Origin of the sequence: Sphingopyxis sp. (genome assembly GCF_040216815.1) — a bacterium.
Taxonomy (GTDB): domain Bacteria; phylum Pseudomonadota; class Alphaproteobacteria; order Sphingomonadales; family Sphingomonadaceae; genus Sphingopyxis.
The window spans coordinates 490,478-516,586 of the sequence record NZ_JAVJOJ010000001.1 but is presented as its reverse complement, the minus strand read 5'-3'; the positions used below and the strand labels follow the sequence as shown (position 1 = coordinate 516,586).

Here is a 26,109-nt window from a genome sequence, read left to right as displayed (position 1 = left end):
TGTCGCGGCGATGTCCTCGTGCGTCCGGGCATCGGCTTTTGCTGAAGTCGGCTTGCGCCTGGGGCCGGTGCTTGGCAAGCAGGCGCAATGGACGATGCACGGCCCCTGCTGATCGCGTGGCACAGCCGCACCGGGGGCAGCGAAGCGCTCGCCCAAGCTGCCGCCGACGGGGCGGGCGACGCGGCGCAACGGGTCGCCGCGGCCGATGTGACGCCCGACATGCTGCTCGCCGCGGCGGGCTATTTGTTCGTCGGTCCCGAAAATCTTGCCGCGCTGTCGGGCGCGATGAAGGAGATGTTCGACCGCGCCTATTACCCTTGCCTCGGAAAGCTGGAGGGGCGGCCATATGCGACGATCATCTGTGCGGGGTCCGATGGCGAGAACGCACAGCGCCAGCTCGACCGCATCGCGACCGGCTGGCGGCTGAAACGCGTCGCCGAACCCATCATCGTCAACACCGACGCGCAGACGCCGGAGGCGATCCTCGCGCCCAAGACGATTCCGCCGGAGCGCCTCGACGAAGCGCGTGACCTTGGCGCCGCGCTCGCCGAGGGGCTGGCGGCGGGGATTTTCTGATTGCTCCAATCCCAACTTCTCTCGAAATAGGGGGAAGAATTATCGCGCGCGCGCAGCCTGGTGCGCGATGTCGGTCATCAGCTTGCGGAACAATACGCCGCCCGCGGTTCCCGACGCCTTCAGCGCGCGCTCGCAATCGAGCAGGCGGCTCATCAGCCGGGCGATGCGCAGCGAATCCCAGATGTGGAGCTGTGCCGTCACCGCGTCGCGCTCCTTCCAGAAAACGCCGCTGCTGCGCGCCGACACGACCGTGGCGGGGTGCGCGCCGCCGTCGACCTCGGCGCGCAGCCGTGCGAGCTGCATCGCGCGGATTGCCAGCGCGCGGATGATGCGGATTTCGGCAACACCGACCGCAGCGGCAGTCGCCAGCATATCGGGCAGGTCGCGTACCTTGCCGCCCAACGCGATGTTGATGCACGCGCTGACATCCTCTTCGTGCGTCGCAGCGCCGAGAGCGGCGATGTCGGCGGGCGTCACCTGCCGCTGGCGGTCGGCGCCCGCGTCGAGGTAGAGCGCGATCTTTTCGATCTCGCGCCGCATCAGCGCCTGGTCGCCCGATACCAGGTCGACGAGCAATTGCGCCTCGGCGTTGGCGAGGCGAAGCCCCTGTTCCTGCGCCGCCGCCATGGCGATGCCGACCAGCGCGCGGCGGTCGGGCTGGTAACAAATGGCGGCGACCGCATGGTCCGACCCCTCGACCAGCTTGACGAGTTTCGACTTCGCGGTGACCGACGCGCCGGTCGCGATCACCGGGTTGATCGCGGTATCGGCGGCGAGCAGCGCCTCGACCGCGGCAAGGCCGTCGTCGCCGCTGCCCGAAAGGTCGAGGCGGATCAGCCGGGTCGGTGCGAACAGCGACATCGACGCCGCCTCGGCGGCAAGCAGCGAGGGGTCTTGCGAAAGCTGCGGGCCCGTCAGGTCGAGCCGTTCGGCATCCTTGCCCGCAAGGCCGGCAAGGTGATTCGCGACCGCGCCCATCGTCGCTTCGTCGGGGCCGGTCAGCAGGACAAGACGCACCGCAGGGTCGAGTCGCGTCTGGCGTTCGAGGTCGGCGGGCTTGACGCTCTTCATGGCCCGCCGGGCGCGGCGCTGTCACCGGCGCGGCCGCCGCCGCGGTTCGCATAGACGGCGAGCCGCGCGACGATCTGGTCGGCGACGCCCGAGGCAAGCCGTTCGAGCGCGGTCGTTTCGGCCGCAATCGTCGCATATTCGCTGCCAACCACGTCGATACCCGCGTCCTGCGCGGCCGTCGCGTCGAGCAGCACTTCGCCCGTCGCGGCATCGACGAGCTGGTAACGTGCCCGGAGCGTCCGGCGTTCGCGCGTCACGGCATCGTCGGCGCGGACTCCGAACCCTGTGATCGAATCCTCGAGCCGGACGTCGAGCCGCAGCCGCTGGCCCGCACCTGCGCCGCCCTGCGTCGCCTGCAACCGGTCGCGCAGGGCGTTGCGGACGAGCCAGCCCGAATGCCCCTCGATCGGCGCGACATCGACGTCGGCCAGAACCTCAGCCACCGCGCCCTTGCTGCCGCTAGCGTAAAGCGGACGCAGGCCGCAGCCGCCGAGGGTCAGCGAAGCGGCGACGAGCGAGGAGATGAGAAGGTTACGCATCATAAACAACATGGACCCTTATCCCCGTTCGTGTCGAGCGAAGTCGAGACACCCCGACGGCAAGCACGAATGATGGACGTCTCGACTTCGCTCGACGCGAACGGAAATGAAAGGTTCCGCTCCCGGCCGTCATCAGGGAACGATATTCACCAAACGGTCGGGCACCACAATCACCTTCTTCGGCGTCGCACCCGCCAGCAGCTCGACGATGCGCGGGCGTGCGAGCGCTGCGGCTTCGGTCGCTTGCCTGTCGAGCCCCTTGGCGATCGTCATCGTATCGCGCAGCTTGCCCGCCATCTGAATCGCGATTGTCACCTCGTCATCGACGAGCAGCGCCGGGTCAGCGGTGGGCCACGCGGCGTCGGCTATCATTGCGGTCGTCCGCTGACCCTCCGGCAGCGCCGCCCACGCCTCTTCGGCAAGGTGCGGCATCATCGGCGCGACGAGCAGAATGAGCGTGCGGCATGCCTCGGCGCGGGTGGCCGACGGTTTCGCCTTTTCGATCTCGTTCGCGAGCGCGTGGATCTTGGCAACCGCCTTGTTGAAGCCGAGCGCCTCGATGTCGGCGGCGACCCCGGCGATCGCCTGGTGCAGCTTCCGCGCCAACGCCTTGTCCTCGCCGCCGTCACCCGCATTCCCGGTATCGCCAAAGATGCGCCACAGGCGCTGGACGAAACGCCATGCACCCTCGATCCCCGCCTCGCTCCACGGCAGGTCGCGCTCGGGCGGGCTGTCGGAGAGCATGAACCAGCGCGCTGCGTCGGCGCCATATTGGTCGAGGATGGCGTCGGGATCGACGACATTCTTCTTCGACTTCGACATTTTGATCACGCGGCCTATGTCGACCGGTGCGCCATCGGCCTCCAGCGTCGCGCCATCGGCAGTCCGCGTGATTTCGTCGGGGGTGAAGAAGATCGGCGGCAGACCCGCGCCCTGCGCGCGGCTGTAGGTTTCGTGCGTCACCATGCCCTGTGTGAACAGGCTCGCGAACGGCTCCTCGATGTCGATCATGCCGAGCTTGTTCAGCGCGCGCGTCCAGAAGCGCGCGTAGAGCAGGTGAAGGATCGCATGTTCGATGCCGCCGATATATTGGTCGACGGGCAGCCAGCGGCGGATGACCTCGGGATCGAAGGGTTTGTCCGCGGGTGCGCTGGCAAAGCGCAGGAAATACCAGCTTGAATCGACGAAGGTGTCGAGCGTGTCGGTTTCGCGCCGCGCCGCGCCGCCGCACGACGGGCATTGGACATGCTTCCACGTCGGATGGCGGTCGAGCGGATTGCCGGGGACCGAAAAATCGACATCTTCGGGCAGCACGACGGGAAGCTGGTCCTTGGGAACCGGCACCATGCCGCACGCGTCGCAGTGGATGAAGGGGATCGGCGTGCCCCAATAGCGCTGGCGCGACACGCCCCAGTCGCGCAGCCGCCAGACGGTCGTTCCCTTGCCCCAGCCTTCATGCTCGGCGCGCGCAATGACCGCGGCTTTCGCGTCGTCGATGCTCATGCCGTTCAGGAAATGGCTGTTCACGAGGCGGCCTGGGCCGGTGTAAGCCTCGTCGCCCACAAAATGCTGCGCTGTCTCGTCGCCGTCGGCGATGACGCGGTGGACCGGCAGTTCATATTTATGCGCGAAATCGAGATCGCGCTGATCGTGCGCGGGGCAGCCGAAAATCGCGCCGGTGCCATAATCCATCAGCACATAATTCACGACCCACACGGGCAGGTGCCAGTCGGGGTCGAGCGGATGCTCGACCGACAGGCCGGTGTCGAAACCCATCTTCTCGGCGGTGTCGAGCTGTTCGGCGGCGGTGCCCTGTCGCCGGCATTCCTCGATGAAGGCGGCGAGGCGCGGTGCATCCTTGGCCAGCTTCTCGGCCAGCGGATGATCAGGCGAAATCGCCGCAAAGCTCGCGCCGTAGAGCGTGTCGGGGCGCGTCGTAAAGACGTCGAAACCCGGAGCGCCGCCCGCGAGCTTGAACGAAAATTCCAGCCCCTGCGACTTGCCGATCCAGTTTTCCTGCATCAGCCGCACCTTGTCGGGCCATTTGTCGAGACCGCCCAACCCGTCGAGCAGTTCGTCCGCAAAGTCGGTGATCTTGAGGAACCACTGTGACAGCTTCTTCTTTTCGACCAGCGCGCCCGATCGCCAGCCGCGCCCGTCGATCACCTGCTCGTTGGCAAGCACGGTCATGTCGACGGGGTCCCAGTTGACGTAGCTTTCCTTGCGATAGACGAGGCCCGCGGCATGAAGGTCGAGGAACAGCGCCTGTTCCTGCCCATAATAATCGGCGTCGCAGGTTGCGAGTTCGCGGCTCCAGTCGATCGCGAGGCCGAGGCGCTTCAACTGCGCTCGCATGGCGTCGATGTTGGCGTGCGTCCAGCCGCCCGGGTGGACACCCTTTTCCATCGCGGCGTTTTCGGCCGGCATACCGAATGCGTCCCAGCCCATCGGATGCAGCACGTCGTGCCCGGTCATCCGCTTGAAGCGTGCGAGCACGTCGCCCATCGCATAGTTGCGAACGTGTCCCATATGGATGCGCCCCGACGGATAGGGGAACATCTCGAGGATATAGGCCTTCGGCTTGTCGATGCTGTCGGTCGTGGCAAAGCTGTTCGCCGCCTCCCACGCCTTTTGCCAGCGAGCGTCGGCGGCGAGGGCGCCGAAGCGCGTTTCGCGGGTCATGAGTCGATTACCCCGTTAGTCTGTCTGGGCGAGCGCGCGTGGCGCGCCGCGAATTAATCCCGGATGGCCGAGCGGCGCAGGTCGCGCGCGCGCGTGAGAATGATTTCCTCGAGCTTCTGCACCGTCGCCGCCTGCACCGGCGCATCGACCCAGGTGCCGCCCTGCGCAACCTGGCGCGACGCCGCGACGCGCAGCGCATCGGCGCGCAGGTCCTGGTCGAGAATCGACACCGTGACCTTCATTCGCTCGCCGGGGTTCGACGGGTTTGCATACCAGTCGGTGATCACGACGCCGCCCGACGAATCGGCCTGGAGCAAGGGCATGAAGGACAGCGCATCGAGCGAGGCGCGCCACAAATAGCTGTTCACGCCGATGGTCGTCACCTGACTGGCGGCAAGGTCGGCGCGCGGCCGGTCCTTGTTCGCACAGGCCGCAAGGCCGAGCGCCGCAAGCCCGATCAGCGCAAGCGAAGCCGCGCGGCGGCCGGGGCTGGCGGGGACGGAAAGCTGGAACATGCCGAATACACCTTGTCGCTTGGGCACGGGGAAGGTCCGGAGGACCGCCCGTGCATTAGGGAATTGTCAGCGTCTCTATCGCCCTTGCCGCCGTCCGGCAAGCACGGCAATTTGCGCCTCGCCGCCGTTCAGCCTGGGGTCAGCCGACGCCTATGGTGTGACGAATGCGCAACAATTTTTGGCGAAATGCCCTCGCGCCACGATAATATGACCCGAATCACTGGAAATGTTGCGTCAACAGGCCTATCTGACGAGTCGATTGGGGTTGGAGTCGCAGAACAATGGCGCGCGCACCGCGACATTTTTGGAAAGCAGGGCTCACCGCTTTGGCGGTGGGTTCGCTTGCGCTTCCGCCCGCGCTTGCCGCGATGTCGAGCAGCGACCGGCTGCGTGACACCGCTCTGTCGGAAACGCTGCTCGGCCAGTTTACCCCGGCGTCGGGCGACGAACGGCTGATCGCGCGCTATAACAAGATGTCGGCCGAACAGCGCCGCAATTTCAGCTTCACGCCCGCGCTGACCGACGAGGGGCGCAAGAACCGCGCGATCACCGTCGTGATCCGCGCGCGCGACGAGACGTCGAGCGCGGCGCGCACGGCGGGGCTGGCGGCGGGACGCACGGCGCCGGTCGCGATCGCTCCGGTGAAATATGATCTCGGCGCGTCGGTCGGATTTGAAAAATTCGTCACGCCGTCGCTGCCGCGCGGTACCGATCTTCGCAACCTGCCGGTCGCCAAGGCGCCCGAACAGGCCGAGAAAAAGTCGCGCTTCGCCACGCGCATGGTCAACCGCCCCAGCGACCCGAGCGGTGCGACCGATCGCGTCACCGCTCCCGGCGAAGCGTCCGCCGTCGATGTCGTCACCAGCTATCGCCTGACGAAGAACATCGATGTCACCGCGGGGGTGCGGTACAAGGCCGACGACCGCTTCGAGCCGCTGACCGATTCGCGGCGCGACAGCCAGGCGGTCTATGTCGGAACCGCCTTCCGCTTCTAGGGCGCATCGCTATTCGGGCCATGGCGGCCTGCTAATCACCACCGTCCATGCTTCTGGCGTCCACGCGCATCGAGTGTGCTGCGCGCCGGATCACGGAGCGCCGCCATTTTCGATTCGCCCTGATCTGAATCGGACGCTGCCCGCGCCCGGCGCTTCGCCGCCTTTTCCTCCCATGCATCGATCGCCGCCCATCCGGTTGTGATGCTGTTTGCGCGGCTGAGCTGGCGCGCGCGCGCCGCGGTCATGCCGCCGAGCGCGACGGGCTGGCCGCCCGCCAGCCGGGCGATGCGCAGCCATGCCGCTCGCCCCAATGTGGGGACACCGGGGTGCGAGCGCGTCGGGTGGAGCGGCGACACAAAGACGCCGCGCGCGCGCGCGCGCCGCGCGCGGCGCGCTTCGCGTCCATCATGGACGGGCAGGGTCAGGATCAGCCCCAGCGCGTGCGCCTGGTGCGCCCGATGCGCGTCGCGCTGGCGCAGGTGCACGCCGTCGGCGCCCCAGCGCCGGGCAGTCGCAGGATCCCCAGCGAGCAGCACGGTCAGGCCGCGCGTCCGGCTGAGGCGCATCAATCGTCGCAGCAGCCGCCAGCGCGCGCCGGGCGGCAGGCCGTCGTGGCGCAGCACGATGCCGCTGCCCGGCGGCAGCGAGGCGGCGAGCCTGCTCACCGCCATCGCCGACCGCTCGTCACTGAACAGCCATTGCATCGGCAGGGGGTGGCGCGCGGTCATCGCCCTTTCTATAGGCGCGTCGCGAGCGCAAGCAACGCGCGGAACGGGAATGGACAATGAGCGAAGCGGCAGAGCGGCTGGATGAGGTACAGGCGAATATCGGGGCGGCGGCGCGGCGCGCGCAGCGCGACCCCGCCGACGTCCGCCTGATCGCAGTGTCGAAGACGCACGCGCCCGACGCGATCCGCCCGCTGATCGCCGCGGGGCAGCGCCATTTCGGCGAAAACCGCGTACAGGAAGCTGCGGCGAAATGGCCCGCGCTGCGCGCCGAAACGCCGGACGTGGTGCTCCACCTCATCGGCCAGCTGCAATCGAACAAGGCCGACGAAGCCGTGGCACTGTTCGACGCGATCCATTCGGTCGACCGCTCCTCGCTCGTGAAGGCACTCGCCAAGGCGTGCGAAAAGACTGGAAAACAGCCGCAACTGTTCGTGCAGGTCAATATCGGCGACGAGGAGCAGAAGGGTGGCTGCGCGACCCGCGACCTCCCCGCGCTGCTCGGCGAGGCGAAGGATATGGGGCTTGAAATCGCCGGGCTGATGGCGATCCCGCCCGCGGCACTAGAACCCGCGCCCTTTTTCGCGTTGCTCGACGAGCTCGCCGAGCGGCACGCCCTGCCGCTGCGTTCGATGGGGATGAGCGGCGATTATGAAACCGCCGTGATGCTGGGCGCGACGCATGTGCGCGTCGGCACCGCGCTGTTCGGCGCGCGCGGGTGATGCGCGGTCGGGTAGCACCATCGATTCCGGATCAGGCCGAAGCGGCCCTTTGTCCCGTTCGCGAATGACGAAGAGGGGCGGGGTCGTTACGCCGTCCCGCCGACGGTGAGCCCGCTGACCAGCAAGGTCGGCTGACCGACGCCCGCAGGGACGCTTTGCCCCGCCTTGCCGCACACGCCGATGCCTTCGTCGATCGCCATGTCGTTGCCGATGCCGGTCACTTTCGTGAGCACGCTTGGTCCGTCGCCGATCAGGGTTGCGCCCTTGATCGGTGTGCCGAGCTTGCCATTCTCGATCCTGTACGCCTCGGTGCAGCTGAACACGAACTTGCCCGACACGATGTCGACCTGTCCGCCGCCGAAGCTTTTGGCGAAAATGCCATTCTTGACGCGCGAGAGAAGCTCCGCGGGATCGTCGCCCCCGCCGCGCATGAAAGTGTTGGTCATCCGCGGCATCGGCGCGTGCGCGAAGCTTTCGCGGCGGCCGTTGCCCGTCGGTTCGACCCCCATCAGCCGCGCGTTGAGCCGGTCCTGCATATAGCCCTTCAAAATCCCGTCCTCGATCAGCACCGTCTCGCCCGTGGGCGTGCCCTCGTCGTCGATGCTGAGCGAACCGCGGCGGCCGCCGCCGACCGGACTTTCCATCGCCCCGTCGTCGACGACGGTGACGCCCGGTGCGGCGACGCGTTCGCCGATCCGGCCCGAAAAGGCGCTGGTGCCCTTGCGGTTGAAATCGCCCTCGAGCCCGTGGCCGACGGCTTCGTGGAGCAGCACGCCGGGCCAGCCGGGACCGAGCAGCACGGTGAACTCGCCCGCGGGGGCGTCAACCGCGCGGAGGTTGACGAGCGCCTGGTTCAGCGCCTCGTCGATCGCGCGGTTCCACTGCGCTTCTTCGAACAGATGGTCGTACATATAGCGGCCGCCGAGGCCGAAATAGCCGCTTTCGCGCCGTCCATTCTCCTCGACCACGATCGAGACGTTGAGGCGGACGAGCGGGCGAATGTCGGTCGCAAGAAAGCCGTCGGCGCGGACGATCTCGACCACCGACCAGCTTCCCGCGAGCGCGACCGACACCTGCACGACGCGCGGGTCGCGCGCGCGCGCGGCGGCATCGACCTGCTGGCACAGCTCGACCTTCTTCGCGAAGGGAATGAGGTCGAGCGGGTTTGCCTCGTCATAAAGATGGCGGTTGGTGCGCGGCGGCGGGCCGGCGGGCGCCTGCTTCGCCGGATCGAGCAGCGCCAGCGTCTCGGCGGCACGGCGAATCGCCCCGGCGCTGATGTCGCTGGCGTGCGCAAAACCCGTCATCTCACCCGATACGGCGCGCAGGCCAAACCCCGCGTCGGTCGAATAATCGGCGGTCTTCAATCGCCCGTCGTCGAAACCGAAGCTCTCGGTCGCGCGATATTGCAGATAAAGCTCCCCATCATCGGCCTTGGCGAGCGCTTCGCGCGCGAGCGCCTGCGCCAGATCGGGGTCGAGGGCATCGGCACGGTAAAGGAAGCGGCGGGGGTCGGTCGGGCTTGTCATAGGGGTGATATAGGGGGGCGAACCGGCAAGGCAAAGGCTCGTTCCGCAAGGGGCGACAGGGCGGGGGCGTGTTGGGGCGGATTTGAGGCGGTGAGCGGTCCATGCAGCCACGGCGCAATCCGTCCAAAGGTCAGGAAAGTTTTTTGGCAGATGTCCGGATTGGGGTGGTTTCCCGACCTTCCTTTATCCGTCATCCCGGCGAAGGCCGGGATCTCACCCTGACGGTTGACCGCACCGGCGAGATCCCGGCCTTCGCCGGGATGACGATAGAGTTGAGGGCTGCTGCCGGCCGTAAGCGGCCGATGACTTAAAGATAATTCACTGTCAGCGTGAACGTCCCGCTGTAGTCACCCGGCGGCTGGTTCGCCGGCACGGTGAGCGACCCGCCGATATAATAGGTCTGGACTCCGCTGGGCAGCAGCGTCGTGCCGATCAGCGCAATGCCGCCGCCGCTGGTGCTCGCGGCGCGAACCAGGCTGGCAGTCATCGGCGCCGCGCCGCCGCCCGCGCGCGCCAGCGTGACCGAGGTGCTGCCCGACACGACGATGAGCAGGCGGCCGCCGGTGCCCCGGAACTCGGCGCGATGCGCACCGCCGCCGACCGGCACGGTTCCGCCGCCGGTCGTGCGTGCATTGGTGGCGGGGTTCACCGTCACCGTGCCGCCCGTCGACCCGCCGACCAGCGTTCCGAAGTCCAGATCGTCGGTCTTGATCAGCGTGTTGGGCTGCACGACGGCGGCATTGGCCGTCGCATTGGTGTCGGCCGCGAACGCCGCAACGGGCAGCAGCGCCGTCGCGGCTCCCGCTGTAACGGCGCGCCCGAAAATTCTGGTCCCTTGAATCCCCACGATTCTGCTCCTGTCTGACACAAATATGCCAGCAGCGCGTTCATCGGCGATGCACGGGATTGGTAAAGGGGGTGTTTACCGATTGGGACCGTTCAGGCCTGGTCGGCGACGCCGCCGATCAGGATGAAACGGCGGTCGCAATAGCCGCAATCGACGAACCCCTCGTCGGGATCGATCTCGAGCCAGACGCGCGGATGGCCGAGCGCCGCATTGGCGAGGCCGTCTCCGGTGCCGTCGCAGGCGATGCGCGTCTTGGGCGTGCGGAGGGTTTCGGGGGCGGGTGCAGGCTGGGTCATCGAGCGCGCCCATAGCAAGCACAAGAAGGCTCGGCAATCGGGTCTGCGCGGGTGGAGCTGGGTTGCGACGGCACCGGTGCAAGCCCCCGTCCGGGTGCCAGTGGTCCCCCGGTGCCGTCTTCCCCCACAGGAAGGTCGAAAAGTTTAGGGTCAGGCCCCATTAATTCCACGATCGAGGCGCCGAAATGGCGAAGATATCGGGCCTTTGCGGATGCAGCGGGTAGCATCGCCGCCCGCAAGGCCGCGAAGGTTCAAGATCGAAGCCATTTCGGCGTCCCCCCAAGTAAGCGAGAGGGGGGATTTGATCGATTTTGCCCATGGCTTCGTCGAAAAGGCTCGATATATCGACATATTCCTTCGCCTTTCCGCCTCGCCCTGAGCAAAATCGCTTCAAACCTCGATCGCGGAATTAATGGGTCCTGACCCTAAAGATAGTTCAGGGTGATCGAGAAGGTGCCGCTATATTCGCCGGGCGCCTGGTTCGCGCCGACCTCCAGCGTCGCGCCGACCGGAAAATTATAATTGCCGAGCGGCGAGGTGATGCGAAAACGCGTGGGCGAGGTCGAAAGGATCGCGGTCGGCGTGCTGCCAATCTCGAAATTGCGGACGCGCATCCGCGTACCCGGCCCGGTGATCCAGATGTTGTTCGACCCCAGCGAGATAGTGACCTGGCGATTGAAGCTGCCGAGGCCGGCAAAGCGTGCGGGCTGTCCGCCGTCACCGGCCAGCGTGACGCCGCCGGTCCGGCTGCGCGATCCGTCGGGATGTAGGCGCACGGTGCCCGCGCTCGCCGACGGAATGATGTCGCCGAAGTCGAGGTCGTTCACCTTGAAGAAGGAAAGCGGGCGAAGCACGATCGCTTCGGCCTCGCTCTGCGCGTTCGATTGCGCCAGCGCCGGCGAAGCGGCGGCGGACGCGATCAAAATCGCAAGGGCGGTCGGGCCGCGCTGCGCCGGCAGCGGGCAAAAGATGTGGCTGGTCCTCACCGCGTTCGATCTAGCCCGGACCTGCCAATTTATCGTTAACGGCGCGGTGATCATGGTAATGTCCCGCGAGGGGCCTTTCACGGCGGCGAGGGCGCGGCTATGGAGGCGGCCATGAGTGAAGCCGCCATCCGCATCGACACCGTCTCCAAAATCTATGCCGGGGGCAAGCAGGCGCTTGACAAGGTCAGCTTCGACGTTCCGCGCGGGCAGATCTTCGGGTTGCTCGGCCCCAATGGTGCGGGCAAGTCGACGCTGATCAATATCCTTGCCGGGTTGGTCAACAAGACGAGCGGTCAGGCGAGCATCTGGGGCTTCGACATCGACGCCGACCCGCGCAACGCCAAATACTCGATCGGCATCGTCCCGCAGGAAATCGTTTTCGATCCCTTTTTCACGCCGTATGAGACGCTTGAGAATCAAGCGGGGCTGTACGGCGTGCCCAAGGCACGGCGCATATCGGACGAGCTGCTCGCGGCCGTGCACCTCAGCGACAAGCGCGACGCCTATGCGCGCACGCTTTCGGGGGGCATGAAGCGCCGCCTGCTCGTTGCCAAGGCGATGGTGCATTCGCCGCCGATCATCGTGCTCGACGAGCCGACAGCGGGGGTCGACATCGAACTGCGCCAGCAGCTTTGGGACTATGTGCAGTCACTGAACGACCGCGGCGTGACGGTGGTGCTGACGACGCATTATCTGGAGGAGGCCGAAGAGCTGTGCGACCGGATCGCGATCATCAACCACGGCAAGCTGATCGCCAACAAGCCGACGCGCGAGCTGGTCGACATGGCGCGCGAGAAGATCGTCGTCGTGACGCTCGACGCCGAGCTCACCTCGCTGCCGTCGCACCCGGCGTTCGACAAGGTCGAGCGCGAGGGCGAGCGCGGTCTTGCGATCCATTACAACAAGGATCGCACCAACGCGGGCGAAGTGCTCGCCGCGGTCAATGCGATGGGGCACGGCATCGTCGATGTGTCGACGCGCGAGGCGGATCTGGAGGATGTCTTCCTCAATCTGACGCGGTCGGCGAATGGGTGACCCTCCTTTGCCGTTCGCATCGAGCGAAGTCGAGATGCCCTGCTACCTTGAGCCGCCCCGATGGGTGTCTCGACTTCGCTCGACACGAACGGGAATAGACGGTGCTGGATGACCACCGAGATTAGCCACGACGTCATCATCATCGGCTCGGGGGCCGCGGGGCTCACCGCGGCGATCGCGCTGGCTGCCCACTGCCGCGTCCTCGTACTCGCAAAGGGCAATCTGACCGGCGGATCGACGGCGTGGGCGCAGGGCGGGATCGCCGCGGTGCTCGACGCGGGGGATACATTCGAGAATCATATCGAGGATACGATGGTCGCGGGCGCGGGGCTCAACCGGCGCGCGACGGTCGAGTTCGTCGTCGAAAACGCCCCGCAGGCGATCGCGCGGCTCGCCCGGATGGGTGTGCCGTTCAACATGGACGAAGGCGCGCTGCATCTGACGCGCGAGGGCGGCCATTCGCACCGCCGCATCGTGCATGTCGACGACGCGACCGGCTGGGCGGTGCAGGCGGCGCTATTGAAGACCGCAGAGGCGCATCCGAACATCACGCTGCTGCCCGGACAGGCGTGCATCGACCTGATCACCGGGCGGCACGAGTTACGCTATTCGGGGTCGGGGCGCGTGTGGGGCGTCTATGCGCTCGACGAGGCGACCGGGCAGGTCCACGCCCATGTCGGGCGCGCGACGATCCTTGCGAGCGGCGGCGCGGGGCGCGTCTATCAATTTTCCACGGCCCCCAGGGGCGCGACGGGCGACGGCATCGCGATGGCGTGGCGCGCGGGCGCGCGCGTCTCCAACATGGAGATGATGCAGTTCCACCCGACGTGCCTTTACAACCTCGAGGTCAAGAATTTCCTGATTACCGAGGCGGTGCGCGGCGAAGGCGGGATATTGCGGCATCCCGAGACGGGGCATCGCTATATGCCCGATTATGACCCGCGCGCCGAACTCGCGCCGCGCGACATCGTCGCGCGCGCCAACGACGACCAGATCAAGCGCTTCGGGCTCGATTATGTTCATCTCGACATCAGCGACAAAGACCCCGATTTCGTCGCGGGGCATTTCCCCAACATCTATGACAAGCTGCTGACGCTGGGCATCGACATGACGAAGCAGCCGATCCCGGTGGTGCCCGCGCAGCATTATACGTGCGGCGGGGTGCTCATCGACCTCGATGGGCGCACCGACCTTCCCGGCCTTTATGCCGCAGGCGAAGTGACCGAAAGCGGACTGCACGGCGCGAACCGGCTTGCCTCGAACAGCCTGCTCGAATGTTTCGTGTTCGGCGAAGCGGCGGCGAAGGACATTGTTGCGCGCTGGGACCAGCTCGAACCCCCGCCGCCGATCCGGCCGTGGGACGAAAGCCGCGTCACCGATTCCGACGAGGAAGTGGTGATCAAGCAGAACTGGACTGAAATCCGCCGCTTCATGTGGAATTATGTCGGCATTGTCCGCACCACCAAGCGGCTCGAACGCGCGCAGCACCGCATCCAGATGATGACGGGCGAGGTCGAGGATTATTACGGCCACTTCCGTGTGACCACCGACCTCATCGAGCTCAGAAACCTCCTCCAATGCGCCGAGCTGATCGTCAGGAGCGCGCTCCACCGCAAGGAAAGCCGCGGGCTGCACTACACGCTCGACTATCCCGACATGGCGGCGGAGGCGATCGACACGGTGCTGGTGCCGTGAGGCCGATTTAGGAAAAATTTCTCACACAAAGACACAAAGAGGCACGGCGATGACAGCAAGCGTCGAAGATTTGGCTAGGCTTGTTGTCGACTGCGGGTTCCGACTACATCAGAAGTTGGGACCGGGCCTGCTTGAATCGGCCTATGAGGCCATTATGGCGGATCAACTGGCAAGACGAGGGATCGTCGTTGAACGACAGAAGCCTATCCCAATCCGGTACGATGGCATCGAACTCGGCGAAGGCTTTCGCGCGGATTTGTTGCTGAATGGCAAATTGCTTGTCGAATTGAAATCGGTTGAGCGGCTTTCGCCGCTCCATAGCAAACAGGTGCTGACCTATTTGCGGTTGCTCGACCTGCCACTCGGCATTCTGGTAAACTTTGGCGGTGCCACCTTAAAAGAGGGTGTGCGCCGCATCGCAAATGGCGATTTGGCCCGATAAGCAAGCGCCCTCTTTGTGTCTTTGTGTGAGATAGTTTCTTTTCTCCCTACCCGCCAACTCCCAGCATCCGTCCGACAAAGATCAGCACGATCGCCCCGATGACCGAGGCGAAGCAGCCTGCGCGGTGGAATTCGCCGCGCACGCCGCGCGTCGTCACCAGCCCCGCGAGCAGCGAGCCGCCGATGCCGAGCAGGATTGTGGCGATCCACCCCATCTCGACCGCGCCGGGATAAAAGAAGCGGGCAAGCGCCCCGATGATAAGGCCGGAGAGAATGGCGCCGACGATATTGATCATGCGTTGAATCCTTCGTTCAGAAAGCGCTCGGCCAGCGCGGCGTGCAAGGCCGCGCCGCGCGCCATGACCTTTTCGTCGAGCACCATGCGGTTCGAGTGGAGGCCGCAGCAGCTTCGCCAGTCGCTGCCTTCGGCGCTGGCGCCGAGCCAGAACATCGCGCCGGGCACTTTTTCGAGGACATAGGCGAAATCCTCCGCCCCCATCACCGGATTGTCCATCGTCAGCCACGCCGCCTCGCCGAACACATCCTCGACGACGCGCTGGCCGAAGGCGGCGGCGCGGCTGTCGCAGATGGTGACGGGGAAGCCTTCCTCGATATGGACCTCCGCCGTGCAGCCATGCGCTTCGGCGATCGCGGGGGCGAGGCGTTTCAATTCGCGCGCGACATGTGCGCGGCGTTCGGGCGACAGGGTGCGGATGGTGCCGAGCATTTCGGCACTTTCGGGGATGATATTGTTCGTCGTCCCCGCCGCGATCTTGGCGATGGTGACGACTGCCGGGTCGAACACCGAAATCTTGCGCGTCACCATCGTCTGGATCGCGGTAACGATCGCACAGGCGACGGGGATCGGATCGACCGCATCGTGCGGCATCGACGCATGGCCGCCGGCGCCCTTGACGCTGATCGACAGCACATCGGACGAGGCAAGCAGCGGCCCCGCGCGCCCCGCAAAAATGCCGTGCGGCGCGTTGGGCATGATGTGGAGCGCGAACGCCGCATCGGGCAGCGGGTCGATCAGCCCGTCATCGAGCATGAAGCGCGCGCCATGATGCCCCTCTTCGCCCGGCTGGAACATGAACATGACGGTGCCCGGCAGGCGATCGCGCGCCGCGCAGAGCAGCTTCGCCGCGCCGACGAGCATCGCGACATGCGTGTCGTGCCCGCAAGCGTGCATCGCGCCCGTGGTTTCGGACGCGAAGTCGAGCCCGGTATCCTCGAGCAAGGGCAGCGCATCCATGTCGCCGCGCAGCAACACCGTGCGGCCGTTCGCAGGCCCGCGCAATATGGCGACGAGCCCCGTCGTCGACGGTCCCTCGCGAAATTCGAGTGGCAGCCCGGCGAGCGCGGCCTTGATCTTCGCCAGCGTCTTGGGGTTCTGCAAGCCCAACTCGGGCTCGCGGTGAATCGCGCGGCGAAGGTCGACGAGGTCGTCGAGCAGGGTTTCGGCCTCGGTGGGCCAGCTCGTCATGATTTCGCTCACTTTTTTCCTCCGCCAAACAGCTGCCGACCCGCGAGGTCGAGCATGATTTCCTCGCTGCCTCCTCCAATGGCATTGACGCGGACTTCGCGGTAGATGCGTTCGACCTTGCTGCCGGTGATATAGCTTGCGCCGCCGAGCACCTGTGCGGCCTCGCGTGCGACGGCTTCGAGCATGCGCGTCGCCTGCACCTTCAGCATCGCGAAGTCGGCGGGGCGGTCCTTGCCGGTCTTGACCTGCCACGCGCAAAGGTCGACCCACGCCTGCGTCGCTTCGATCTGGCGTTCCATGTCGGCGAGCTTGATGCGGATCGACTGGTGGCCGACGAGTGGCTTGCCGAATGTCTCGCGTTGCTGCGCCCATTCGGCCGCCTCGGCGAGCGCGACGCGGGCGTAGGCACAGCAGCCCATCGCCATGCCGAGCCGTTCGCTGTTGAAATTGCGCATGATGCCGATGAAGCCGCCGTTTTCGGCCCCGATGAGGTTCGCGGCGGGGACGCGGACGCCATCGAAATGGATCGCGGCGGTATCGCTGCAGCGCCAGCCCATTTTGTCGAGCCGCGTGCGTGTCACCCCCGGCGCGTCCATCTCGATCAGCAGCAGCGAAATGCCGCGCGCTCCGGGTCCGCCGGTGCGCACCGCGCAGGTCAGCCAGTCGGCGCGCATGCCGCTGGTGATGAACATCTTGCCGCCGCTCACGATATAATCGTCGCCGTCGCGCACCGCCGTCGTCCTGACGTTGGCGACGTCGCTGCCGCCGCCCGCCTCTGTGATGCCGAGCGCGATGATCTTCTCGCCCGCGAGAACGGGCGGCGCGACGCGTTGCTTCAGTTCGTCGGACCCCAGCGCGAGAACCGGGGGCAGGCCGATGCCGTGCGTCATCAGCGACGCGCCGAGGCCGCCGGCGCCGACCGCCGCCAGCTCTTCGGTGACGACGAGGCTGTGGAAATTGTCGAAGCCCGTGCTGTGCCCGCCATATTCTTCGGGATAGCGCAGCCCGAGAATGCCCGCCTCGGCCGCCTTTTTGTGCAGGTCGCGCGGCAATTCGCCCTCGGCCTCCCAGCGGTCGATATTGGGCGCGATCTCGCGTTCGACGAAGCGGCGGACGCTCATCGCCAGGGCTTCGTGGGTTTCGTCATAGTAGGGCGATCGTGCGCGCCAGTCGTCGAAGGCTGTCATGGCGCGATGCTGCGCTTGGTTGACGTGAACGTCAAGTTCGGACGCGCGGGGCGCGCTTTGCAACATCTCACACAAGGACGCAGAGGCACCGACGGGTACGCGAATAGGGCCAGCTTTGCCCCTTTGTGTCTTTGTGCAAAAAATATGAGGCAATCTGTCGGTCGCTTAATGCGCCGCGGGGTTGCGCCTTCCGTCCAGGCACTTAAGGTCGCGCACCATGAACAAGCCCACCCTGCTCGCCGGCCTCGCCGCTCTCGCTTTCGTCTCCACCCCCGCCATCGCCCAGACCTCACCCGAAGCGGTGGCCGAGGCCGCGCTGAAGCGCGCCCCGGTCTTCGACGGGCATAATGACGTGCCATGGGCGCTGCGTAAGCGGGCGGGCAATGTCATCAACGATTTCGATTTTCACGACACCGGCGACACCGCGACCAAGGACAGCATCGCGATGCACACCGACCTCGTCCGGCTGCGCAAGGGGCGGGTCGGGGCGCAATTCTGGTCGGTCTATGTCCCGTCGAACGACGACGAGGCGGAAGCCGTGCAGCAGACGATCGAACAGATCGACGTGATGAAGCGGCTCGCGGCGCGCTATCCCGCCGACCTAGCGCTGGCCTCGAGTGCGGCGGAGCTTGAAAAGCAGATGAAGGCCGGAAAGATCGCCGGAATGCTGGGGATCGAGGGTGGGCATTCGATCGGATCGTCGCTCGCGGTGCTGCGCGAGATGTATGGCATGGGTGTGCGCTATATGACGCTGACGCATGGCAAGAATGTGCCGTGGGCCGACAGCGCGACCGACGCCCCCGAACATGACGGCCTGACCGATTTCGGGCGCCAGGTGGTCCGCGAGATGAACCGGATCGGCATGATCGTCGATCTCAGCCATGTCAGCGAAGCGACGATGAAGGACGCGCTGGAGGTGGCGCGCGCGCCGGTGATGTTCAGCCATTCGGGCGTTCGCGCGGTCAACGATCATCCGCGCAACGTACCCGACAGCGTGTTGCCGGCGGTCAGGGCCAATGGGGGTATCGTGATGATCGTTTTCCTGCCCGCTTTCCTCGATACGGCGGTTTACGAGCATGGCCTCGCGCGGGCGGCGCAGAAGGCGCGGCTCGATGCGCAATATGTCGGCGATCCCGCGGCCGCGGCACAGGCGCTGACCGCGTGGGATGCCGCCAATCCGGCCCCGGCGGTCCAGACCGCGAAGGTCGCCGACCATATCGACCATCTGAAACGCACGATCGGCATCGATCATATCGGGCTCGGCGGCGACTATGACGGCATGGGATCGGCGCCCGTCGGCATGGAGGATGTGTCGGGTTATCCGACGCTCTTCGCCGAGCTGGCGCGGCGTGGTTATACGCAGGCCGAGCTGGAAAAGATCGCCAGCCGCAATATGATCCGCGTTCTGAAGGCGGTCGAAGCCTATGCCGCGGGGCAGAAGGGGCAGCTGCCGATCGAAACGCCGGTCGCGAATTAGGGCGGCGTTCTAGGGTCAGGACCCATTAATTCCACGATCGAGGCGTCGAAATGGCGAAGATATCGGGCCTTTGCGGGTGCCGCGGGTAGCATTGCTACTCGCAAGGCCGCGAAGGTTCGAGATCGAAGCCATTTCGGCGTCCCTTCGGGATTTGATCGATTTTGTCCATTGCTTCGTTGGAAAGTCTTGAAATATCGACATATCCCTTCGCCTTTCCGCCTCGCACTGAACAAAAACGCTTCAAACCTCGATCGTGGAATTAATGGGTCCTGACCCTAGCTCCGCCGCGCAAACGGCCAGTCGATCGCGCCGCTCGCCCAGAGCGCCCACCAGATGATCAGCGGCTGCGCGGCGAGCCGCGGGGCGTGATACCCCCAGCCGAGCGTCGCGCCGCCGATCGCCACATTGGCGAGCGCATGGTGGAGGTTGGCGGGCCAGACGCAAAGCGCATAGAGCGCGAGCCCCCAGCCCGCGGCCTTGCGGAGCCGAGGGATCATCAGGCCGACCGCGCCCGCGATTTCGGCGATCCCGGTGGCGGCGACGATCAGGCGGGGTTCGGGCACCCACGGCGGGGTGATCGCCAGAAAGGGCTCGGGGGTCGCGAGATGGCGCCAGCCTGCGTAGCCATAGGCCACTGCGAGCAGCCAGCGCAGCGTGGTACGGACGTGCGCCTTCACCGCCCGATCGCGGCGAGCATCGCCTCGACGCTCGTGAATTTTTCGCGCGGATTGCCGTCCAGCGCGGCGGCGACCTCGGCTTCCTCGATGCGGCGCCAGTCGCGGAAGGTGACGGGGGCAATGTTACGGCTGGCGAGCAGCGCGTCGAGACCGGGGCGCCCGGCCTTGCCCGCGCCGGGGCCGATGTCTTCGAGCACCATTTCGGCGACGCGCGCGCCATCGGGCTTGTTGGTGCCGATCGTCCCCGACGGGCCGCGGCGGGCCCAGCCCACACAATAGAGGCCGGGCAGGATCCGTCCGTCGTCATTCGCGAACCGGCCGCGGCCGTGCTCATAGGGAACGCCGGGGATCGGCGGCGTCTGATAGCCGATGCAGCTGATGACGAGCCCCGCGTCGATGGCGTAGGTTTCGCCCGTACCCCGGCTGCGCAGGTCGGCGTCGAGCGCGGTCTTTTCGACGATCACGCGCTGGACCCGGCGGTCGGGTCCCCCGGTGCCTTCGATCGCGACGGGCATGGCGAAAAAATCGAAATCGATCGTCACCGGCTTGGCGACGGGGTTCGCGGCAAAGCTGCGCAAATGCGTCACCGACTTGCGCATCCCCGGTTCGAGCAGCGCGTCGTCGCCTTCGTCCGGAAGGTCGGTGGGGTCGACGCGCGGGCTCGCGCGATCGAGATGGCCGAGCTCGCCCAATTCCTTGGGTGTCATCGCAATCTGGTGCGGGCCGCGGCGGCCGAGGATGTGGACGTGCCGCACATTGCTTTCGGCCAGCGCCTGCCGCGCATGGGCCACGATGTCGCTGCCCGCAAATTCCTGCGGTGTCTTGGCCAGGATGCGCGCAACGTCGAGCGCGACATTGCCGTTGCCGATCACCGCAACCCCCGCGGCTCCCAGCGGCGGATCGAGATCGGCGAAGTCGGGATGGCCGTTGTACCAGCCGACGAAGGCCGCGCTGCCGATGACCCCCGGCAGGTCGGACCCCGGAATGTCCAGCGGGCGGTCGTTCGGCGCGCCCGTCGCCAGAACCACCGCGTCATAGAGGGTGAGGAGTTCGTCGATGGTCACGTCGCTGCCGACCGCCACATGGCCGACGAAACGGACATTGTCGGTCAGCGCGACGCCTTCATAGCGGCGCGACACCGCCTTGATCGACTGGTGATCGGGGGCAACGCCGGTACGGATCAGGCCATAGGGGACGGGCAGGCGGTCGATGACGTCGACCGCGACACCCTCCGCCTTCTGCAAGGTTTCGGCGGTATAGTAACCCGCCGGGCCCGACCCGACGATCGCGACATGACGCATCAGTCCACTCCGAATGCGGAACCTGCGCCGGGGGCGCGGCCCCATTGTTATAGGATGATGCTAGCGGCGAAATGCGGCAGGGCAAGCGCACTGTTGCGGCTGGGCGCCGCGGCCTTGACAGCGCGCGCGCCGGGTCATATTGCGCGCCCCTCTTTGCCCCGTCGTCTAATGGTAAGACTACGGATTCTGATTCCGTCTATCGAGGTTCGAATCCTCGCGGGGCATCCAGTTTTTTTCAGGGCGCGGCCAGCATCGCTTGGCACAGGTAGCGGATTGCGGTCCGGTCGCCTGACAGCAATGTGTCGCCGATCACATAGCTGTAGATCAGAAAGGCGCGGGCAGGCGCCTGCTCCTTCGGCACACCGTTCGCCGTGAGCACCGATTCGAAATAGACCAGCCGATGCCGGTCGATCTCTTCGAGTGCGCGTCGCGCGCGTTCGTCGGTCAGCGCCCAGGTGCGCATCGCGACCTCGATCCACGCGCCCGTCCGTGCGCGATCCATGCGCGATATGGCGAACAGCCGCGTCAGCCGGTCTTCGGGGGCCGAATCCATCGCGGTCAGTTCGGCGACGAGCCCGGTCGTCGTGCGCTGGCGCCAGTAATCGATCATCGCTTCGAGAAAGCTCTCGCGCGTGTCGAAGCGGGCGTAGAACATGCCCTTGGTGACGCCGAGTGCCTCCGCGAGCAATTCGACGCGCACCGAATCGATGCCGCCCAGCGCGAGTTGCTCGAGCGCGGCAATGAACCAGCGTTCGGCGGTGATCCTGGGCTTGGGGCCGCGTTTGACCGGGGCACCGGTCGCGCCCGGCACGGTCGGCTGAAGCGGAAGCGGCGGCAACGACATGGGGCAAGGCCTAGGGCGCACCGTCCGCAAGGTCAATGCCCGCGTATTTTCCGATCCGTAGCAGAATCTATTCAAGTCATAATACCAAGTCATATTGACGTTTAATGATGATCATATCTAAGTATATCTCATACGCAATCGAATGAAATGATTCGCATGGGAGGGACGAGTAGATGACGGAATATCGCCGGGCGCTGAATTGCATGTTGCTTGCCGGATCGACGCTGGCCGCGATGACGGGCACGAAAGCCGCCGCGCAGGAGGCGCCGTCCGACGGGGCGAGCGCGGCGCAGGTGGAAGAGATCGTCGTTACCGCGCGGCGCCGCGAAGAGAGTTTGCAGGACGTTCCGATCGCGGTCACGGCCTTCACCGCCGACGCACTCGATCAGAAGGGCGCGCCCGACATCACGGCGCTCCAGCGCTCGACACCCAATCTGACGCTTCAGGTTTCGCGCGGCACCAACTCGACGCTGACGGCTTTCATCCGCGGTATCGGTCAGCAGGACCCGTTGTGGGGTTTCGAACCCGGCGTCGGGCTTTACGTCGACGACATCTATATCGCGCGGCCGCAGGGGGCGGTCCTCGACATCTTCGACATCGAACGGATCGAGGTACTGCGCGGGCCGCAGGGCACGCTCTATGGTCGCAACACGATCGGCGGCGCGGTCAAATATGTCACCAAACGGCTCGGCCATGATGTCAGCGGCAAGATCCGGGGCGAAGTCGGCAGCTATAACGAATATAATCTGACCGGATCGGTCGCACTGCCGGTTTCCGACGCCGTCTCGGTCGGGGCGGCCTTCGCCTGGTACAATCGCGATGGCTATGGCAAAAATTATTTCACCGGCGCGGAAACGGGCAACAAGGATGTGATCGCGGGGCGCGTGTCGGTCGAGATCGCGCCGTCCGACACGCTTTTCATCCGGCTTGCAGCGGACCGCACCGAAGACCGCTCCAACGCCAATCACGGCCACCGCGAACGGCGCGAGCCCAACAGCAACACGGCGGTCCTTCCGGGGAAATATGACACGCTCGCGGGAATCGGCGACAAGAACAAGGTGGTGACGCAAGGCGTGTCGTTGACGGGCGAGTGGAATCTGTCCGACGCGATCACGCTCAAGTCGATTACCGCCTATCGCGACGGCTATTCACGCGGCGTGGGGATCGATTTCGATGGAACGCCGCAGCCCTTCCTCGACATCGCGTCGAAGGGGAAGGTCTATGAGGACCGCCAGTTCAGCCAGGAATTTCAGGCGCAGATCGACGCCGAGGCGCTGCAGGGCGTGGTGGGCGTCTATTATCTCGATGCCAAGGCGTCGGGCGCTTTCGACACGATCCTTGGCCGCGGGCTCGTTCCCGAAGCGTTGCTTGTCCCACGGCCGAGCGCGGGGACCGCGCTGACCCAGCTCACCAGCGGGTCGGTCGACACCGAAAGTTTCGCGATCTTTGGCGACATGAATTACGACCTGACCGAACGGCTCAAGCTGTCGCTCGGCGCGCGATGGACGCGCGACAAGAAGGTCGGCACGGTCTTCAAGGCCAATTATTTCGGCACCCTCGGCAGCCCGCTGCTCAAGCCCTATGTCCCGATTCTGCCGCCCCCCTTCAACGTGCCGCAGATTTTGACCGACTATACCAACAGCCGCACGTTCGAGGAATTCACGCCGCGCGTCAGCCTGACCTATGCCGCGAGCGACGATGTGAACATCTATGCCGCCTATGGCCGCGGTTTCAAATCGGGCGGGTTCGACATGCGCGGCGACGCGACCGCGACGCCCGCGACGAAGGACGGCTATGACGCCGAAATCGTCGATTCCTACGAACTCGGGCTCAAGGGCGATTTCCTCGATGGGCAATTCCGGATGAACGCCGCGCTCTTCTACACCGACTATTCGGGGCAGCAGGTGACGACGCAGGTGCCCAAGGTCACGCCGCCGCCAGGGGTGGTCAGCTTTGTCGACAATGTCGGCAGCTCCCGCATCTGGGGCGCGGAAATTGAGGCGCAGGCGGTGCTCAGCCGCAATTTCAGCGCAAGCTTCAGCTTTGGCTACATCAATGCGAAGTTCAACGAGTTCATCGTTTTCGACCTTGCCACGGGCCAGAATGTCGACGTCGCCGATCTTCGGCGTTTCCAGAATACGCCGAAGTTCACGGGCAGCGCCTCGGTCAACTGGCAGGCCGATTTCATGGGCGGACGGATGGCCATCCTGCCGTCGATCTCGTTCCGCAGCGACACGCATCTTTTCGAGATACCCATCCCGTCGATCGACCAGGACGGTTATGCGCTCGTCGACCTCAGCGTGACATGGACGTCGCCCGACGAGCGCTGGCGGCTCGGCGTACACGGCCGCAATCTGTTCGACATACGCTATCGCACCGGCGGCTATAATTTCCCGTCGAACCAGTTCGGACAGTCGGTGATCGGCTTTTACGGACCCCCGCGCACCGCGCGCTTCTCGGCCGAATACCGGTTCTGACCGTGGGGGAGTTCGAGGAGCGATACTGGCAGGCGCCCGACGGCGTTCGGCTTTTTGCCCGCGACTATGCCGCCGCCGGCGGTGAAGCGCGCTTGCCGGTAATCTGCATTCACGGGCTCACCCGCAATTCGCGCGATTTCGAGGAGCTCGCCCCGCTGCTCGCCGCAACCGGGCGGCGCGTGCTGACGGTCGATGTGCGCGGACGCGGGCGTTCGGGGTGGAGCGCCGACCCGATGCGCTATCAATTACCCACCTATGTGCGCGATACGCTCGCATTGCTCGACACGCTCGCAGTTGCGCGCGCGCATTTCATCGGCACGTCGATGGGCGGCTTGATCATGATGCTGCTGGCCGCGCGCCAGGGGCGTGCGCTTGCCAGCGCGATCCTCAACGACGTCGGCCCCGCGATCGACCCGGCCGGCATCGCGCGCATTGCCGCCTATGCCGGCCGTACGGTCGCGCTCGATAGTTGGGACGACGCCGTCGCCTATTTCAAGCGCACCAGCGCCGTCGCCTTTCCCGACCTCTCCGAAGCGGGCTGGCGAACGCTTGCCGAGCGGGGCTGCATTGCCGACACCGAGGGGCGGCCGCAGTTCGATTATGATCCGTCGATCGCGGTTCCGATCAGGGCGAAGCCGCCGCCGCGCGGCTCTTTGCTCACATGGCTCCTGTTCCTCAAGCTGGCGCGGTGGCGACCCACGCTGTTGATCCGGGGCGAGCTTTCGGACCTCTTATCGCGGCCGATCGCGGATAGGATGCGCCGTGCGGCGCCGCATATGGCCTATACCGAGGTCCAGGGCGTGGGACATGCGCCGCTCTTGTCCGAAGAGGGCGCGAGGCAGGCCATTCTGGAGTTTCTGGAACCGCTGCCCTGATCTGCCTGGAAGCGCGCAGGTTGGGAGGCGTTTGGTCTCGTTATCCTGTCGCTCCGAAATCGTCCGGTTCCCGCCGTTGAAGCCGCACGCCGACCGCGCCCAGCACGATCCCGCCCAGTATGAGCAGCATTCCGACGAAGTGGAATCGGAAAAGCGCCTCGCCCAGCAGCAGCGCTGCGAGCCCTGCGCCGAACAGAGGCATCAGCGTGATCATCTGCCCCGCGGGTGCTGCGCCGATATTTTTCACCGCTGCATTGTAGAGCACATAGGCGACGAGCGACGGGAACAGCGCGACGTAGATGAAGGCGCCCAGAACATCGGCCCGCAGGGGAATGCGGGCGCCGCCCATGATTTCCATCGCGGCGAGCGGCGCCATCGCCGCTGCGCCGATAACAAATGTCGCTGCAAGGAAACTGGTCGGATGACAATCGGGGCGAAGGCGCAGCAGCGAGGTATAAGACGCCCAGCTGACGACCCCGCACAGCACAAGAAAGTCGCCGAAATTGAGAGTCAATCGTACCAGGGCCGCAAGGTCGCCGCGCAGGACGATGACCGCCACGCCCAGCATCGAAAGCGTGACGCCGCCGATTTGCAAGGCCGACGCGCGCTCGCCGAACGCCAGGCGGCTGAACAAGAGGACAAGCGCCGGAATCGCCGCCTGAAGCAAGAGCCCGTTGCTGGCGGTGGTGAATTGCAGACCGGAGTAGATGAAGGCATTGAACGCCGCCACGCCCGTCAGACCAAGCAGCAGGACCGTCTTCCAATGCGACAGGAGCTGCTGCCGATCGCTGCGCAGATGCGACCACGCAAAAGGCAGAAGGATCGCAAGCGCTCCGCTCCACCGGACCAGCGCCAGAGTGAAGGGTGGAATGACACCGTTCACCGCGCGCCCGACAATGAAATTGCCCGACCAGAACAGGATCACGATGGACAGCGACGCATAGGACCAGCGACCGGTTCGAGTCGCCGAAAGTCGGCTGTGGCGCATGACTGGTCCCGTATTGCAGACCAGACCGCGTGCCGCGCTGCCCGTTGGCCTGAAGCTTGGTGTCCCGTTGCACCGATTGGAACAAATGGTGCCGGGCCTGCCGAGCGACGGTAAGGCAATCGTGCCGCGGCCGCAATATTGGG

General features: G+C 65.7%; 26 protein-coding genes and 1 tRNA gene. 11 read left to right on the top strand and 16 right to left on the bottom strand.

Going from position 1 to position 26,109, the window contains the following annotated elements; all coding sequences use genetic code 11:
- Positions 1-87 precede the first annotated feature (87 nt).
- Entirely contained in the window at positions 88-576 is a 489-nt protein-coding gene (locus RIA72_RS02510) for a flavodoxin family protein (protein ID WP_350030778.1), read from the top strand.
- 39 nt (positions 577-615) lie between these two features.
- Here the strand turns inward: RIA72_RS02510 and holA are convergent, their stop codons facing one another.
- From holA to RIA72_RS02490, 4 genes are all read right to left on the bottom strand, one after another.
- Positions 616-1,647, bottom strand: coding sequence for a DNA polymerase III subunit delta (gene holA, locus RIA72_RS02505; RefSeq protein ID WP_350030777.1), 1,032 nt, complete (start codon positions 1,645-1,647; stop codon positions 616-618).
- Positions 1,644-2,186, bottom strand: coding sequence for an LPS assembly lipoprotein LptE (gene lptE, locus RIA72_RS02500; protein ID WP_350030811.1), 543 nt, complete (start codon positions 2,184-2,186; stop codon positions 1,644-1,646). Before lptE ends, holA begins: the two co-directional genes overlap by 4 nt.
- A gap of 132 nt (positions 2,187-2,318) precedes the next feature.
- Entirely contained in the window at positions 2,319-4,868 is a 2,550-nt protein-coding gene (gene leuS / locus RIA72_RS02495; protein WP_350030776.1) for a leucine--tRNA ligase, read from the bottom strand.
- Positions 4,869-4,921: 53 nt separating this feature from the next.
- Complete coding sequence (locus RIA72_RS02490) at positions 4,922-5,383, bottom strand: DUF3576 domain-containing protein (RefSeq protein ID WP_350030775.1); 462 nt, start codon at positions 5,381-5,383, stop codon at positions 4,922-4,924.
- Between the two features lie 281 nt (positions 5,384-5,664).
- On the opposite strand from RIA72_RS02490, the gene RIA72_RS02485 reads away from it, so the two are divergent.
- The gene (locus RIA72_RS02485) at positions 5,665-6,378 is read left to right on the top strand and encodes a hypothetical protein (protein WP_350030774.1); all 714 of its coding nucleotides are present in this window, start codon (positions 5,665-5,667) and stop codon (positions 6,376-6,378) included.
- Between the two features lie 35 nt (positions 6,379-6,413).
- Here the strand turns inward: RIA72_RS02485 and RIA72_RS02480 are convergent, their stop codons facing one another.
- Complete coding sequence (locus tag RIA72_RS02480) at positions 6,414-7,106, bottom strand: thiamine phosphate synthase (RefSeq protein WP_350030773.1); 693 nt, start codon at positions 7,104-7,106, stop codon at positions 6,414-6,416.
- 56 nt (positions 7,107-7,162) lie between these two features.
- On the opposite strand from RIA72_RS02480, the gene RIA72_RS02475 reads away from it, so the two are divergent.
- Positions 7,163-7,825 carry a YggS family pyridoxal phosphate-dependent enzyme gene (locus tag RIA72_RS02475; protein ID WP_350030772.1) on the top strand — a complete coding sequence of 221 codons (663 nt, stop codon included), beginning with the start codon at positions 7,163-7,165 and terminating at the stop codon, positions 7,823-7,825.
- 86 nt (positions 7,826-7,911) lie between these two features.
- Here RIA72_RS02475 and tldD read toward each other — a convergent pair whose 3' ends face one another.
- The gene (gene tldD / locus RIA72_RS02470) at positions 7,912-9,354 is read right to left on the bottom strand and encodes a metalloprotease TldD (RefSeq protein WP_350030771.1); all 1,443 of its coding nucleotides are present in this window, start codon (positions 9,352-9,354) and stop codon (positions 7,912-7,914) included.
- Positions 9,355-9,455: 101 nt separating this feature from the next.
- Here tldD and RIA72_RS02465 point away from each other — a divergent pair, with 101 nt between their 5' ends.
- On the top strand, positions 9,456-9,665 hold the full coding sequence (locus tag RIA72_RS02465; protein WP_350030770.1) for a hypothetical protein: 210 nt from the start codon (positions 9,456-9,458) through the stop codon (positions 9,663-9,665).
- On the opposite strand, the gene RIA72_RS02460 is transcribed toward RIA72_RS02465, so the two are convergent.
- From RIA72_RS02460 to RIA72_RS02450, 3 genes are all read right to left on the bottom strand, one after another.
- A complete protein-coding gene (locus RIA72_RS02460) occupies positions 9,662-10,201 on the bottom strand; it encodes a DUF4402 domain-containing protein (protein WP_350030769.1) in 540 nt (179 codons plus the stop codon). The two genes, RIA72_RS02465 and RIA72_RS02460, sit on opposite strands and share 4 nt — an antisense overlap.
- Before the next feature lie 92 nt (positions 10,202-10,293).
- Positions 10,294-10,497 (bottom strand): zinc-finger domain-containing protein, encoded by a 204-nt coding sequence (locus RIA72_RS02455; RefSeq protein ID WP_350030768.1) that lies wholly within the window; start codon positions 10,495-10,497, stop codon positions 10,294-10,296.
- A 425-nt stretch (positions 10,498-10,922) separates the two neighbouring features.
- Positions 10,923-11,483 (bottom strand): DUF4402 domain-containing protein, encoded by a 561-nt coding sequence (locus RIA72_RS02450; protein WP_350030767.1) that lies wholly within the window; start codon positions 11,481-11,483, stop codon positions 10,923-10,925.
- 111 nt (positions 11,484-11,594) lie between these two features.
- Between RIA72_RS02450 and RIA72_RS02445 the strand changes: the two genes are divergently transcribed.
- The 3 genes from RIA72_RS02445 (at position 11,595) to RIA72_RS02435 (ending at position 14,655) form a co-directional block, all read left to right on the top strand.
- Positions 11,595-12,518 carry an ABC transporter ATP-binding protein gene (locus RIA72_RS02445; RefSeq protein ID WP_350030766.1) on the top strand — a complete coding sequence of 308 codons (924 nt, stop codon included), beginning with the start codon at positions 11,595-11,597 and terminating at the stop codon, positions 12,516-12,518.
- Between the two features lie 108 nt (positions 12,519-12,626).
- Entirely contained in the window at positions 12,627-14,213 is a 1,587-nt protein-coding gene (gene nadB / locus RIA72_RS02440; RefSeq protein WP_350030765.1) for an L-aspartate oxidase, read from the top strand.
- Between the two features lie 49 nt (positions 14,214-14,262).
- Entirely contained in the window at positions 14,263-14,655 is a 393-nt protein-coding gene (locus tag RIA72_RS02435) for a GxxExxY protein (protein WP_350030764.1), read from the top strand.
- Positions 14,656-14,701: 46 nt separating this feature from the next.
- Here RIA72_RS02435 and RIA72_RS02430 read toward each other — a convergent pair whose 3' ends face one another.
- The 3 genes from RIA72_RS02430 to RIA72_RS02420 are packed head-to-tail and all read right to left on the bottom strand — an operon-like array spanning position 14,702 to position 17,327.
- Positions 14,702-14,950 (bottom strand): GlsB/YeaQ/YmgE family stress response membrane protein, encoded by a 249-nt coding sequence (locus tag RIA72_RS02430; RefSeq protein ID WP_350030763.1) that lies wholly within the window; start codon positions 14,948-14,950, stop codon positions 14,702-14,704.
- On the bottom strand, positions 14,947-16,140 hold the full coding sequence (locus RIA72_RS02425; protein WP_350030762.1) for a M20 metallopeptidase family protein: 1,194 nt from the start codon (positions 16,138-16,140) through the stop codon (positions 14,947-14,949). The genes RIA72_RS02430 and RIA72_RS02425 overlap by 4 nt, the downstream gene beginning before the upstream one ends.
- Before the next feature lie 8 nt (positions 16,141-16,148).
- Positions 16,149-17,327: an acyl-CoA dehydrogenase family protein gene (locus tag RIA72_RS02420; RefSeq protein ID WP_350030761.1), complete on the bottom strand. Its 1,179-nt coding sequence runs from the start codon at positions 17,325-17,327 to the stop codon at positions 16,149-16,151.
- A gap of 217 nt (positions 17,328-17,544) precedes the next feature.
- On the opposite strand from RIA72_RS02420, the gene RIA72_RS02415 reads away from it, so the two are divergent.
- Entirely contained in the window at positions 17,545-18,804 is a 1,260-nt protein-coding gene (locus RIA72_RS02415) for a dipeptidase (protein ID WP_350030760.1), read from the top strand.
- A gap of 275 nt (positions 18,805-19,079) precedes the next feature.
- On the opposite strand, the gene RIA72_RS02410 is transcribed toward RIA72_RS02415, so the two are convergent.
- Complete coding sequence (locus RIA72_RS02410) at positions 19,080-19,481, bottom strand: DoxX family protein (RefSeq protein ID WP_350030759.1); 402 nt, start codon at positions 19,479-19,481, stop codon at positions 19,080-19,082.
- Complete coding sequence (locus RIA72_RS02405; RefSeq protein WP_350030758.1) at positions 19,478-20,782, bottom strand: FAD-dependent oxidoreductase; 1,305 nt, start codon at positions 20,780-20,782, stop codon at positions 19,478-19,480. The genes RIA72_RS02410 and RIA72_RS02405 overlap by 4 nt, the downstream gene beginning before the upstream one ends.
- Before the next feature lie 154 nt (positions 20,783-20,936).
- Here RIA72_RS02405 and RIA72_RS02400 point away from each other — a divergent pair.
- Positions 20,937-21,010 (top strand) — tRNA-Gln (locus tag RIA72_RS02400).
- Between the two features lie 7 nt (positions 21,011-21,017).
- On the opposite strand, the gene RIA72_RS02395 is transcribed toward RIA72_RS02400, so the two are convergent.
- Positions 21,018-21,626, bottom strand: coding sequence for a TetR/AcrR family transcriptional regulator (locus tag RIA72_RS02395; RefSeq protein WP_350030757.1), 609 nt, complete (start codon positions 21,624-21,626; stop codon positions 21,018-21,020).
- Positions 21,627-21,799: 173 nt separating this feature from the next.
- Here RIA72_RS02395 and RIA72_RS02390 point away from each other — a divergent pair, with 173 nt between their 5' ends.
- Both RIA72_RS02390 and RIA72_RS02385 read left to right on the top strand, forming a co-directional pair.
- Positions 21,800-24,103 carry a TonB-dependent receptor gene (locus RIA72_RS02390; protein ID WP_350030756.1) on the top strand — a complete coding sequence of 768 codons (2,304 nt, stop codon included), beginning with the start codon at positions 21,800-21,802 and terminating at the stop codon, positions 24,101-24,103.
- 2 nt (positions 24,104-24,105) lie between these two features.
- Positions 24,106-24,978: an alpha/beta fold hydrolase gene (locus RIA72_RS02385; RefSeq protein WP_350030755.1), complete on the top strand. Its 873-nt coding sequence runs from the start codon at positions 24,106-24,108 to the stop codon at positions 24,976-24,978.
- 40 nt (positions 24,979-25,018) lie between these two features.
- Here RIA72_RS02385 and RIA72_RS02380 read toward each other — a convergent pair whose 3' ends face one another.
- On the bottom strand, positions 25,019-25,966 hold the full coding sequence (locus RIA72_RS02380) for a DMT family transporter (RefSeq protein WP_350030754.1): 948 nt from the start codon (positions 25,964-25,966) through the stop codon (positions 25,019-25,021).
- Positions 25,967-26,109 lie beyond the last annotated feature (143 nt).

Coding starts and splice junctions, on each gene's coding strand:
- leuS (WP_350030776.1), bottom strand. CDS start 4,868: ATGACCCGCGAAACGCGCTTCGGCGCCCTCGCCGCCGACGCTCGCTGG.
- RIA72_RS02485 (WP_350030774.1), top strand. CDS start 5,665: ATGGCGCGCGCACCGCGACATTTTTGGAAAGCAGGGCTCACCGCTTTG.
- RIA72_RS02465 (WP_350030770.1), top strand. CDS start 9,456: ATGCAGCCACGGCGCAATCCGTCCAAAGGTCAGGAAAGTTTTTTGGCA.
- RIA72_RS02380 (WP_350030754.1), bottom strand. CDS start 25,966: ATGCGCCACAGCCGACTTTCGGCGACTCGAACCGGTCGCTGGTCCTAT.
- RIA72_RS02425 (WP_350030762.1), bottom strand. CDS start 16,140: ATGACGAGCTGGCCCACCGAGGCCGAAACCCTGCTCGACGACCTCGTC.
- RIA72_RS02415 (WP_350030760.1), top strand. CDS start 17,545: ATGAACAAGCCCACCCTGCTCGCCGGCCTCGCCGCTCTCGCTTTCGTC.
- RIA72_RS02510 (WP_350030778.1), top strand. CDS start 88: ATGGACGATGCACGGCCCCTGCTGATCGCGTGGCACAGCCGCACCGGG.
- RIA72_RS02430 (WP_350030763.1), bottom strand. CDS start 14,950: ATGATCAATATCGTCGGCGCCATTCTCTCCGGCCTTATCATCGGGGCG.
- tldD (WP_350030771.1), bottom strand. CDS start 9,354: ATGACAAGCCCGACCGACCCCCGCCGCTTCCTTTACCGTGCCGATGCC.
- RIA72_RS02390 (WP_350030756.1), top strand. CDS start 21,800: ATGACGGAATATCGCCGGGCGCTGAATTGCATGTTGCTTGCCGGATCG.
- lptE (WP_350030811.1), bottom strand. CDS start 2,186: ATGCGTAACCTTCTCATCTCCTCGCTCGTCGCCGCTTCGCTGACCCTC.
- RIA72_RS02405 (WP_350030758.1), bottom strand. CDS start 20,782: ATGCGTCATGTCGCGATCGTCGGGTCGGGCCCGGCGGGTTACTATACC.
- RIA72_RS02455 (WP_350030768.1), bottom strand. CDS start 10,497: ATGACCCAGCCTGCACCCGCCCCCGAAACCCTCCGCACGCCCAAGACG.
- RIA72_RS02445 (WP_350030766.1), top strand. CDS start 11,595: ATGAGTGAAGCCGCCATCCGCATCGACACCGTCTCCAAAATCTATGCC.
- RIA72_RS02480 (WP_350030773.1), bottom strand. CDS start 7,106: ATGACCGCGCGCCACCCCCTGCCGATGCAATGGCTGTTCAGTGACGAG.
- RIA72_RS02475 (WP_350030772.1), top strand. CDS start 7,163: ATGAGCGAAGCGGCAGAGCGGCTGGATGAGGTACAGGCGAATATCGGG.
- RIA72_RS02435 (WP_350030764.1), top strand. CDS start 14,263: ATGACAGCAAGCGTCGAAGATTTGGCTAGGCTTGTTGTCGACTGCGGG.
- RIA72_RS02395 (WP_350030757.1), bottom strand. CDS start 21,626: ATGTCGTTGCCGCCGCTTCCGCTTCAGCCGACCGTGCCGGGCGCGACC.
- holA (WP_350030777.1), bottom strand. CDS start 1,647: ATGAAGAGCGTCAAGCCCGCCGACCTCGAACGCCAGACGCGACTCGAC.
- RIA72_RS02490 (WP_350030775.1), bottom strand. CDS start 5,383: ATGTTCCAGCTTTCCGTCCCCGCCAGCCCCGGCCGCCGCGCGGCTTCG.
- RIA72_RS02420 (WP_350030761.1), bottom strand. CDS start 17,327: ATGACAGCCTTCGACGACTGGCGCGCACGATCGCCCTACTATGACGAA.
- nadB (WP_350030765.1), top strand. CDS start 12,627: ATGACCACCGAGATTAGCCACGACGTCATCATCATCGGCTCGGGGGCC.